A 10125-nucleotide genomic window follows, 5' to 3' on the forward strand; every position below is an offset into this window, starting at 1 on the left:
TCCCCGGGCCGCCGAGCGAGCGCGAGGAGGGCGCCGGCCCCCGGGTGGGCGACGGCCTGCTGCGGTTGGACCCGACCGGCAAGGTGCTCTACGCCAGCCCCAACGGCTCGTCGGCCTTCCGGCGACTGGGCTATCCGGGCAACTTGCTGGACGCGACGTTCGGCGACGTGATCGGCGAGCTGGCCCGGGATCCGTTCCGCGCCGCCGAGCTCAAGCAGATGGCCGCCGACGCGCTGGCCGGCCGGCATCCGTCCAGCCGCGAGCTCGACGGCGCCGGCACGATCGTGCAGTTCCGCGCGATCCCGTTGTACCCGCGAGGGAAATCACTCGGCGCGCTCGTGCTGTTGCAGGACGTCACCGAACTGCGCCGCCGGGACAGGGAAATCCTGTCCAAGGACGCCACCATCCGCGAGATCCACCACCGGGTGAAGAACAATCTGCAGACAGTCGCGGCGTTACTGCGACTGCAGGCGCGCCGGGTGGCCAATCCCGAAGCCCGCACGGCGCTGGAGGAATCCATGCGACGGGTGTCTTCCATCGCGCTGGTACACGAGACGCTGTCCTCGGCGATCGACGAGGAGGTTGCCTTCGACGCGGTGGTGGACCGGCTGCTGGCGATGCTGGGCGAGGTGGCCGGTTCCGACGGCCGGGTGCTGGTCGAACGGGTCGGCAGCTTCGGCGAACTGTCTGCAGAGCTTGCCACCCCGCTGGTGATGGTGCTCACCGAACTGGTCGGCAATGCCGTAGAGCACGGATTCCCCGGCAATCGCGGCGGATCGGTCCGAGTGGTCGGCAAGCGGTCGCGCGGGACGCTGACGGTTCAGATACTCGACGACGGCGCCGGGCTGCCGGAGAAGTTCTCCGTCGACAACAGCGACCGGCTGGGTCTGCAGATCGTCCGGACGCTGGTGGAAGCGGAACTGAACGCGAGCCTGGAACTCGCAGGCCGCGGGCCGAGCCAGCCGGGAACCGCGGTCACCCTGCGGGTTCCGGTGAACCGGCGCGAGCGGGCTCGCGAGGCTGACGACGGCGCGGGGTAGGCAGCCTTTTTACGACATTCGAGCCCGGGCGCGAGCATTGCGGCGCTTGAGGGCACGGCGTTCGTCTTCGCTCAGACCGCCCCAGACGCCGGCGTCCTGGCCACTCTCCAGTGCCCACGACAGGCACTCGGACATGACAGGGCAGCGACGGCAGACAGCCTTCGCCTCTTCGATCTGCATCAGTGCGGGACCGGTGTTCCCGATCGGAAAGAACAGTTCCGGGTCCTCGTCGCGGCATACCGCGCGGTGACGCCAGTCCATGGGGTGGTTCTCCTCTACTTGCTGGGAAAGCTGTTGACAGGCACGTTGTACTTGGAAGTAGGTACTTGTGAATTCTTTCACGAGCTACCCAGTACTTCAAGGACCTGCGGCACAGCGCGGCCGTGTCGCATGGCTTGGTGCACACGATCTGTGGTTCAGCGGACGCCTGTTCCTGTGTCGGTGACGCCCGGTCTAAGTACAAGCCTCGCCCACCTTGAGCACGGGGGCAAGTCCAAAACACCTAGTTATGCAAACTGCCTGTCATTCGCACAGCTGCACCACAGCCCGCAAACTTGGGTGTCCCGGTGATCATTTCCCGGTTTGGGCAGTGTCGTCAAGAGCATTGTTGTAGACAATTCCTGCCCAGCCAGCCATCTCACACCTGCCCGAATTGGCAGACAGGGTTATGAAATCAGTGTTATAAGACCTGTTCAAGGAGCCGAACCGGGGCCCGGTCAGACATAGACCTCTAGAGCGTCCGGCACGCTGCGGAACCTGACCAGCTGTCGTTCCTCCAGGGCGTCGCCGTCCACCTGGAAGGGCAGCGGCCGGTCGGCGTGCAGGCTGAACTCGGTCAAGTCGTGTTCCAACCGGGACCCGAAACCGCGCCGGCCGGCCCGCCGTCCTGGTGCGGCGATCATCCGGCCGGCCGCCAGCAGGATGCCGGCGGCCCCCATCCGGGTCCGGGCATAGACGTCCAATCCGGTGTCGAAGGACGCCTGCGGAGTGGGTGAGACCGGCAGCTCGCCGAAGAACGTCCACGGATCGCAGTTTGTGACCAGCGCCATGTGCAGCCCGGCCACCGTGTTGCCGTCCGGGAACCGCAGGGTGATCGCCGGCCGGCGCCGGTCCTGCCGGAAGAAGGTGCGCACCGCGGTCCGGACGTAGAGCGCCGGGGTGGAGGTGCGCCCGCGCCGGCGGTGGGCCTCCACGGCCGCGACCACCGCGGCGTCGTAGCCGAGGCCGGCGGTGAAGACGAACCAGCGGTCGTCGGCCAGGCCCAGCCCGATCTGGCGGCGCCGGTCGGCGCTCATCGCGTCGATCAGCACCGAGGTGGCCTCCACCGGGTCGTTGGGCAGGCCCAGCGCGCGCGCCACCACGTTGGTGGAGCCGGCCGGCACGATGCCCAGCCGGGGGACGCCCGGGTGCACCCCGTCGGTGAGCAGCCCGTTGACCACCTCGTTGACGGTGCCGTCCCCGCCGAGGGCCACCACCACGTCGAAGCCGTCGCGCATCGCGCGGCAGGCCAGCGCCGCGGCATGCCCCCGGTTGGCCGTCTCCTCGACGTCGAGCTTGGCGTCGGAGGCCAGTGCGTGCACCAGGACGTCGCGCTGGCGCAGCGTGGTGGCGGTGGCTCGAGGGTTGGACACCACCAGGACTCGCACCGCCTGACTGTACCGCCCGGACGCGTCCGGGCGGCTCTGCCGTTGCTCCCTCGCCGGCCGGCTCGCATAGGCTCAGCGGGTGTCCGACACCCCAGCCGAACCCGCCGAGGAGGCGCCCCCGGGCATCCGGGCGGCAGCCGTCCTGGTACTGGCCGAAGCCGCGGCGCTGGCCGTCACCGCACTGGTGCTGCTGGTGCTGGCGTTCGTGCACACCACCACCCGGCTGTGGGCGGCGGTGGCGATCGTCGGCTTCGCGCTGTTCGGCGCGGCGGTGCTGGCGGCGTGCGGCCGAGGACTGCTGCAGCTGCGGCCGGCGGCCCGCTCACCGGTGATCCTGGTGCAGCTGCTGGCGGTGCCGGTGGGCTACTCGCTCGGCATCCAGGCCGGCCGGCCGCTGGTGGGGGTGCCGATCCTGCTCGCCGCGATCGCGGTGCTGGTGCTGTTGCTGCTGCCGTCGTCCCGGCAGGCGCTGGACCGGGTGCTGTAGCGGGCGCACGCCGCCTCGGCCGTGCGTTGCCCGCGTGCGCTCCTACCCGCGTCCCAGGTCGGGCAGCTGCCGGCGCAGCTCGGCCAGGGTCTTGGCCAGCAGCCGCGAGACGTGCACCTGCGAGATGCCCAGCACCTCGGCGATCTCGGACTGGGTCTTGTTCTCCACGAACCGCAGCAGCAGCGCCTGCCGCTCGCGCTCGGTCAGCTCGGCCAGCACCGGGCGCAGCGCGTGGCGCAGCTCGACGTGCTCCAGCGTGGTGTCCGGGTCCACCAGGCCGTCGGCGATGGTGCGGCCGGTGCTGGTGTGCGGCACGTCGATCGGCACCGCAGAGTAGGCCCGGGCGGACTCGGTGGCCTCCAGCACCAGCTCCGGGCTGACCCGCAGGTGCCCGGCGAGCTCGGCGACGGTGGGTGCCCGGCCCAGCCGCTGGGTGAGGTCGCCGATGCCGGCGTTGACCTCGGCCTGCAGCTCCTGCAACCGGCGCGGAACCCGCACCATCCAGCCGCGGTCGCGGAAGTGCCGCTTGATCTCGCCGAGGATGTTCGGGGTGGCGAAGGTGGAGAACTCCAGGCCCCGCTCCGGCTCGAACCGGTCGATCGACTGCAGCAGGCCGACGATCCCGATCTGCACCAGGTCGTCGGTGGGCTCACCCCGGCCGGCGAACCGGTAGGCCAGGTACCGCACCAGTGGCAGGGAGATCTCGACCAGCGCGTCGCGGACCTGCTGGTGGCGCGGGCTGCCCGGGGGCAGGGTGGCCAGCTCGGCGAACAGCTGGTGGGTGCGATCGCGGTCCAGCCGGAAACGCTGCGTCATCGGTCCCGGGAGCCGCGGCCCTTGGTCAGGACCAGCGACAGTCGCCGGCCGGAGCCGGTCAGCTCTGTCGAGTCGGTGAGGGCGGTCAGCACCAGCCAGGCGAAACTCGACCGGTCCGGCCCGGCGGAATGGCCGGCCGGCATCGTCACCGACACCTCGGCGCGCAGCAGGTCCGGTGCGCCGCCGAAGACCGCCGACAGCCGCGAGTCCGGCGCGGCGTGCGGCAGCAGCAGCGCACCGGCCTCGTCCACCGCGATCCGCAGGTCGTCGATCTCGTCCAGGGTGTAGTCGCGGCCGGCTGCCAGCGAGGCGATCACCGTGCGCAGCAGCGCGAGGTAGGCCGGATCGGCCGGCACGGTCAGCTCGACGGTGCCGGCGGCGTCCGGCGGGTGCTCGCTGGTCATCGGGGTCTCACCTGCCCGCGCCGGCGAGTTCGCTGTCGAGGTTCCAGTGCAGCACCGCGGGTTGGCCGTGCTCATAGCCGAGGCTGCAGACCGCGCCGGTGGACAGCCACAGCCGGCGTCCGGCGGTCACCGGCTCGCCCAGCCAGCGGGCGGCCAGGCACCGGATCGCGTGGCCGTGCGAGAACACCAGCACCGGCCCGCTCTCATCGGCCGCGGCGAGCCGGCTGGTGATGCTGCCCAGCAGCCGGTCGAACCGGACGGTCACCGCGGCGGCGTCCTCGCCGCCGGGGATGGGTCCCGACCACACCGACCAGTCCGGCCAGTGCTGCCGGATCTCGGCCGAGGTGCGGCCCTCCAGCTCGCCGTAGTCCCATTCGGCGGCGTCGGCGGCGGTGTCGTCGACGGCGAAGCCGGCGAGCTCGGCGGTGTGCCAGGCGCGCCGGCGCGGCGAGCTGAGCACCAGCGCCGGCTCGGCCGCGCCCAGCATCGCCCGGATCAGCGGGCCGGCCGTCCGGGCCTGCTGCTCGCCGCGCTCGGTCAACGGGATGTCGGTGTTGCCGGTGTGCTGCCCGGTGCGGCTCCACTCGGTCTCGCCGTGCCGGACCAGCACCAGGGCGGGCTCGGTGTCCGGCGCCGGCCAGCGCCGGACGGCCGGGGTCGGGGTCGGGGTCGGCCCGGACGAGAGATCGGTTCCGGCGGCAGGGGCGCGGCGTGCGTCGTCGCCCCGGGAACCCGCCATGCCTGGCACCCTAGCGTTTCCTCAGTCCGGCGGTGGAGCCCACCGGAATCGCCACCCGCCGGTGTGCCGCGCCGGAGACCCGGGGTGTCCGAACGACCGAGGCCGACCCGGAATCCGGGTCGGCCTCGGGGAGCACGTTCGGCGGCAGCCGCCGTAGCAGGTCAGGCAGCCTTCTTGGTCTCCCAGAAGATGGTGTCGATCTCGGCGATCAGGTCGAGCAGCTTCTGGCCCTCGGCCGGGTCCACCGAGCTCTTGCCGCCGGCGGCGCCGGCCTGCTTGGTGGCCTTGTTGAACAGCTCGTGCAGCTGCGGGTACTTCTCGAAGTGCGGCGGCTTGAAGTAGTCGGTCCACAGCACCCAGAGGTGGTGCTTGACCAGGTCGGCACGCTGCTCCTTGATCATCAGGGCGCGGGTCCGGAAGACCGGGTCGTCGTTGGCCTGGTACTTCTCCTGGATCGCCTTCACCGACTCCGCCTCGATGCGAGCCTGGGCCGGGTCGTACACGCCGCACGGCAGGTCGCAATGGGCGGAAGCGGTGATCGAACGGCGCATCAAGCGCATGACAAAGACCTCCAGTTCGCGACAACAACGCATTCCGGGACAACGGAACGCTCGATCTGCGACCCTACTCCGGCGGGGCCCGGCCGAGTGCGGCAGCATCGGAGGAATGCAGACACTGCTGCCCTGGCAGTGGGTGCGCATCGACGGCTACTCGATGACGCCCACCCTGCTGCCGGGCGACCGGGTGCTGGTGCGACACGGCGCCCGCGTACGGCCCGGCGTGCTGGTGCTGGCCCGGTTCCGCAGCCGGCCGGACCTGCTGGTGGTCAAGCGGGCCGTCGCCGAGGCCGCCGAGTCCGGGGGCGGCTGGCTGCTGGCCAGCGACAACGCCGGCCAGGGCAGCGACTCCCGCCAGTACGGGGTGGCCGACGTGCTGGCCCGGGTGGTGCGGGTCTGGCGCCGGGGCGGCCCGCCGGCCCGGTTCGGCGATTGGCGGCAGCTGCGGCGGCGGTGGTGGGGAACAGCACCCGGGGAGGGTGGCGGCCAGCCGGCGACCGGCAGAATCGACGGGTGAGATCGCGACGACCGGCCGGCGACCGGCGGGCGCCGGCCCGGCCCCGGCGGTCGGTGCTGCACTGGACGCGGCGGCTCTCCCAGCTCTACCTCGGCCTGGTGCTGTACGGGGTGTCGGCGGCGATGCAGGTGCAGGCCGGCCTCGGCCTGGACCCGTGGGACGTGCTGCACCAGGGCCTGGCCCTGGTCTCGGACCGGCAGATCGGCACCGTCAGCATCGCGGTCGGCGCGCTGGTGCTGCTGCTGTGGATTCCGCTGCGCCAGTGGCCGGGACTCGGCACGGTGAGCAACGTGCTGGTGGTGGGCCTGGCGATGAACGCGACGCTGGCGGTGCTGCCGGTGCAGCACGGCCTGCCGGCACGGGCGGCGACCCTGGCGGGGGCGGTGCTGCTGTGCGGCCTGGCCACCGGCATGTACATCACGGCCGGCTTCGGCCCGGGCCCGCGGGACGGCCTGATGACCGGGATCGCCCGCCGGACCGGCGTCTCCATCCGGCTCAGCCGGACCTTCGTGGAGCTGACGGTGCTGCTCGCCGGCTGGCTGCTCGGCGGCACGGTGGGGGTGGGCACGGTGCTGTTCGCGGTCACCATCGGACCGCTGGCACAGCTGTTCCTGCGGATCTTCGCCCGCCTCGGGCTGGACGACTCCACCATCGGGCACCGGGGTGCCTCGCCGGCGCCGGCGGAGCCGGTGTCAGCCGCCTGAGCCGGCCAGTCCTCGGCTAATCCTCATCGTCGGCGCGGGCCAGCCAGGTCGCCAGCCGGTCGACGGCCACCTCGAACTCCGGGTTGAGGTCGACGAAGCTGCGCAGCCGCTCGGCGAGCCAGGCCAGGCTGACCTCCTCCTCGCCCCGGCGCCCTTCCAGCTCCTCGATGCCCCGATCGGTGAAGTACATGCTGCTCTCCTGACGGTCTTCTCACTCGCCGGGGTAGCGCACGCCGAGCTCGGCCCGCGCGCCGTCGAGCAGGTCCAGGATGGCGACGGTGTCGGCGGCCGGGACCAGCGGGCTCTCGGTCAACCCGGCCCGCAGACACCGGGCCACCTCGGCGATCTCGGGGGAGTAGCCGAAGTCGCCGGGCTCCAGCGGATCCTCGATCCGGGACTCCTCCCCGGCCACGCAGACGGTCAGCGCCGTCGGGCGGTAGAACCGGCCCTCGGTGCGAATCCAGCCCTCGGTGCCCACCAGCAACCCCCGGAACGGCGCGGCCAGCGGCGCCGAGCACCACAGCTGGGCGTCCCGGCCGTCCGGGTAGCTCCACTGCATCGCCACCGTCGCGTCGCTGCCGGTGCCGGCCAGCGTGCCGGTGACCGCCACCGAACGCGGCGGGCCGCCGAAGATCCAGCCGAAGGTCACCGGGTAGATGCCCAGGTCCAGCAGGGCGCCGCCGCCGTTGGCCAGGTCGTAGAGCCGGTGCGCCGGGTCGTAGGGCCGGCCCAGGCCGAGCTCGGCCCGGACCGAGGCCAGCGCGCCGATCGCTCCGTCCGCGACCAGCTGCTGGGCCTGGCGGATCAGCGGGTTGGTGCGCATCCACATCGCTTCCATGGCGAACACCCCGGCCGCGGCGGCGGCGCCGAACACCTCGCGGGCGTCGGCGGCGTTCAGGCAGACCGGCTTCTCGATCAGCACCGCCTTGCCGGCGGTGATCGCCAGCAACGCCTGCTCGCGGTGCCCGGGGTGGGTGGTGGCGATGTAGACGACGTCGCAGTCCTGGTCGCCGGCCAGCTCGGCGTAGCTGCCGTAGGAGCGGGGCGCGCCGAACCGGGCGGCGAAGTCGGCGGCCCGGCCGGCGTCGCGGGCGGCCACCGCGGCCAGCACGTTGCCCGGCGTGCGGACCAGGTCGGTGCAGAACTTGCCGGCGATGCCGCCGGCGCCCAGGACGCCCCAGCGGACGGGGGATTCCTCCGATGCGGCCATGCCTGACAACCTAGCCGAGGGCGGTGGCCACCACCTCGCGCTGCTGCTTGTCGTGCACGCTGGCCGAGCCGACCGCGGGCGAGGCCGACGCCCGCCGGGAGGCCCGGTAGAGCTGCCGGGTGTCGCCGTGCGCGGCCAGCCGCTCGGGCAGGTTCAGCGCGATGAACGGGTAGCCGCCCTGGTTGGCCGGCTCCTCCTGCGCCCAGATCAGCTGCGCGTTCGGGTACTTGGCCAGCTCCGCGGCGATCTCGTCACCGGGCAGCGGGTAGAGCTGCTCCAGCCGCACGATCGCGACGTCCGACCGGCCGGACTCGGCCCGGGCCGAGGCCAGGTCGTAGTAGATCTTGCCGCTGCACAGCACCACCCGGCTGACCTGCTCGGCGGCCACCGAGGAGTCGCCGATCACCGGCTGGAAGCTGCCGCCGGTGAACTCCTCCAGCTGGCTGACCGCGGCCTTGAGCCGCAGCAGCGACTTGGGCGTGAAGGCGATCAGCGGCCGCCGGATGTCCGAGAGCGCCTGCCGGCGCAGCAGGTGGAAGTAGTTGGCCGGCGAGGAGCACATCGCGATCGTCATGTTGTTCTCGGCCGCCAGCTGCAGGAACCGCTCGGGCCGGCCGGAGGAGTGGTCCGGTCCCTGCCCCTCGTAGCCGTGCGGCAGCAGCAGCGTCACCGACGAGCGCTGGCCCCACTTGGCCTCGCCGGAGGCGATGAACTCGTCGATGATGGTCTGCGCGCCGTCGGCGAAGTCGCCGAACTGCGCCTCCCACACCACCAGCGCGTCGGGCATGGCCACCGAGTAGCCGTACTCGAAGCCCATCGCCGCGTACTCCGACAGCAGCGAGTCGTAGGCCCGGAACGGCGCGGTGGCACCCGGGATGTGGCGCAGCGGGGTGTACTCCTCGCCGGTGGCCCGGTCGATGAGCACCGCGTGCCGCTGGGTGAACGTGCCGCGCCGGGAGTCCTGGCCGGCCAGCCGCACCGGATGGCCGTCGACGGTCAGCGACCCGAACGCCAGCAGCTCGGCCGTCGCCCAGTCGACGTCACCGCCAGTGGTCTGGGCGACCCGCCGGTCGATCTGCGGCTTGAGCCGGGGATGGATGGAGAAGCCGGCCGGGTGGTTGGCGTACAGGTCGCCGATGGTCTTGATGAGCTCGGCCGGCACCGCGGTGGAGACGCTCGCCCTGGCCTGCGGCTCCTCCATCACCGGCTCGGGACGCGGCTTGCCGGTGGCGTCGCGGGTCTCCAGGAACACCTTCTCCAGCTGGGACTGGAAGTCCTTGAGCGCCTCCTCGGCGTCGGCCAGGGTGATGTCGCCGCGGCCGATCAGCGCCTCGGTGTAGAGCTTGCGGACGCTGCGCTTGGAGTCGATGATGTCGTACATCAGCGGCTGGGTGAACGAGGGGTTGTCCGCCTCGTTGTGGCCGCGGCGGCGGTAGCACACCATGTCGATGACGACGTCCTTCTTGAACCGCACCCGGTAGTCGACCGCGAGCTTCGCGACCCGGACGCAGGCCTCGGGGTCGTCGCCGTTGACGTGGAAGATCGGCGCCGCGATCATCCGCGCGATGTCGGTGCAGTACAGGCTGGAGCGCGACTGGGCGGGCGAGGTGGTGAAGCCGACCTGGTTGTTCACCACCACGTGCACGGTGCCGCCGGTGCGGTAGCCGCGAAGCTGGGACAGGTTCAGCGTCTCGGCGACCACGCCCTGGCCGGCGAACGCGGCGTCGCCGTGCATCAGCACCGGCAGCACCGTGAAGCCGTCCTCGCCCTTGTCGAGAATGTCCTGCTTGGCACGCACGATTCCCTCGAGCACTGGGTTGACCGCCTCCAGGTGCGAGGGGTTGGCGGTCAGCTCCACGGCGATCTCGGTGCCGTCCGGTGCGACGTAGGTGCCGTGCGCGCCGAGGTGGTACTTGACGTCGCCGGAGCCCTGCGCGGTGCCCGGGTCGATGTTGCCCTCGAACTCGTTGAAGATCTTGGCGTACGGCTTGCCGACGATGTTGGC

General features: G+C 71.8%; 12 protein-coding genes and 1 pseudogene. 4 read left to right on the plus strand and 9 right to left on the minus strand.

All coding sequences use genetic code 11. From position 1 onward, the window contains the following. A partial coding sequence (locus tag VLJ82_RS14385) for a sensor histidine kinase (protein ID WP_408664052.1) occupies window positions 1-1040 on the plus strand: 1040 nt, incomplete at its 5' end. 9 nt (window positions 1041-1049) lie between these two features. On the opposite strand, the gene VLJ82_RS14390 is transcribed toward VLJ82_RS14385, so the two are convergent. Together VLJ82_RS14390 and VLJ82_RS14395 are read right to left on the minus strand one after the other, a co-directional pair. Further along, window positions 1050-1301: a WhiB family transcriptional regulator gene (locus VLJ82_RS14390; protein ID WP_408653391.1), complete on the minus strand. Its 252-nt coding sequence runs from the start codon at window positions 1299-1301 to the stop codon at window positions 1050-1052. Window positions 1302-1756: 455 nt separating this feature from the next. Next, window positions 1757-2686 carry a diacylglycerol/lipid kinase family protein gene (locus VLJ82_RS14395; protein ID WP_408664053.1) on the minus strand — a complete coding sequence of 310 codons (930 nt, stop codon included), beginning with the start codon at window positions 2684-2686 and terminating at the stop codon, window positions 1757-1759. A 79-nt stretch (window positions 2687-2765) separates the two neighbouring features. Here VLJ82_RS14395 and VLJ82_RS14400 point away from each other — a divergent pair, with 79 nt between their 5' ends. Further along, window positions 2766-3173 carry a hypothetical protein gene (locus tag VLJ82_RS14400; protein WP_408664054.1) on the plus strand — a complete coding sequence of 136 codons (408 nt, stop codon included), beginning with the start codon at window positions 2766-2768 and terminating at the stop codon, window positions 3171-3173. 42 nt (window positions 3174-3215) lie between these two features. On the opposite strand, the gene VLJ82_RS14405 is transcribed toward VLJ82_RS14400, so the two are convergent. The 4 genes from VLJ82_RS14405 to sodN all read right to left on the minus strand — a co-directional run bounded on the left by VLJ82_RS14405 (window position 3216) and on the right by sodN (window position 5692). Continuing rightward, window positions 3216-3989: a SigB/SigF/SigG family RNA polymerase sigma factor gene (locus VLJ82_RS14405; RefSeq protein WP_408664055.1), complete on the minus strand. Its 774-nt coding sequence runs from the start codon at window positions 3987-3989 to the stop codon at window positions 3216-3218. Next, a complete protein-coding gene (locus VLJ82_RS14410) occupies window positions 3986-4393 on the minus strand; it encodes an anti-sigma factor (protein WP_408664056.1) in 408 nt (135 codons plus the stop codon). Before VLJ82_RS14410 ends, VLJ82_RS14405 begins: the two co-directional genes overlap by 4 nt. 7 nt (window positions 4394-4400) lie before the next feature. Beyond that, window positions 4401-5132, minus strand: a complete 732-nt coding sequence (locus tag VLJ82_RS14415; protein ID WP_408664057.1) for a histidine phosphatase family protein — start codon at window positions 5130-5132, stop codon at window positions 4401-4403. A gap of 161 nt (window positions 5133-5293) precedes the next feature. Further along, window positions 5294-5692, minus strand: coding sequence for a superoxide dismutase, Ni (gene sodN / locus VLJ82_RS14420; RefSeq protein ID WP_408664058.1), 399 nt, complete (start codon window positions 5690-5692; stop codon window positions 5294-5296). Window positions 5693-5798: 106 nt separating this feature from the next. Between sodN and VLJ82_RS14425 the strand changes: the two are divergent. Next, window positions 5799-6095: pseudogene (locus VLJ82_RS14425) on the plus strand (S24 family peptidase); the annotation flags it as partial. Between the two features lie 107 nt (window positions 6096-6202). Further along, window positions 6203-6910, plus strand: a complete 708-nt coding sequence (locus VLJ82_RS14430; RefSeq protein ID WP_408664059.1) for a YczE/YyaS/YitT family protein — start codon at window positions 6203-6205, stop codon at window positions 6908-6910. Between the two features lie 16 nt (window positions 6911-6926). On the opposite strand, the gene VLJ82_RS14435 is transcribed toward VLJ82_RS14430, so the two are convergent. The 3 genes from VLJ82_RS14435 to VLJ82_RS14445 form a co-directional block, all read right to left on the minus strand. After that, window positions 6927-7100, minus strand: coding sequence for a DUF6104 family protein (locus VLJ82_RS14435; protein WP_408664060.1), 174 nt, complete (start codon window positions 7098-7100; stop codon window positions 6927-6929). Between the two features lie 21 nt (window positions 7101-7121). After that, on the minus strand, window positions 7122-8120 hold the full coding sequence (locus VLJ82_RS14440) for a Gfo/Idh/MocA family protein (protein ID WP_408664061.1): 999 nt from the start codon (window positions 8118-8120) through the stop codon (window positions 7122-7124). A 10-nt stretch (window positions 8121-8130) separates the two neighbouring features. Continuing rightward, the coding region (locus VLJ82_RS14445; RefSeq protein WP_408664062.1) for a multifunctional oxoglutarate decarboxylase/oxoglutarate dehydrogenase thiamine pyrophosphate-binding subunit/dihydrolipoyllysine-residue succinyltransferase subunit at window positions 8131-10125 on the minus strand (1995 nt) is incomplete at its 5' end.

The organism is Jatrophihabitans sp., assembly GCF_035474675.1.
GTDB lineage: Bacteria > Actinomycetota > Actinomycetes > Mycobacteriales > Jatrophihabitantaceae > Jatrophihabitans_A.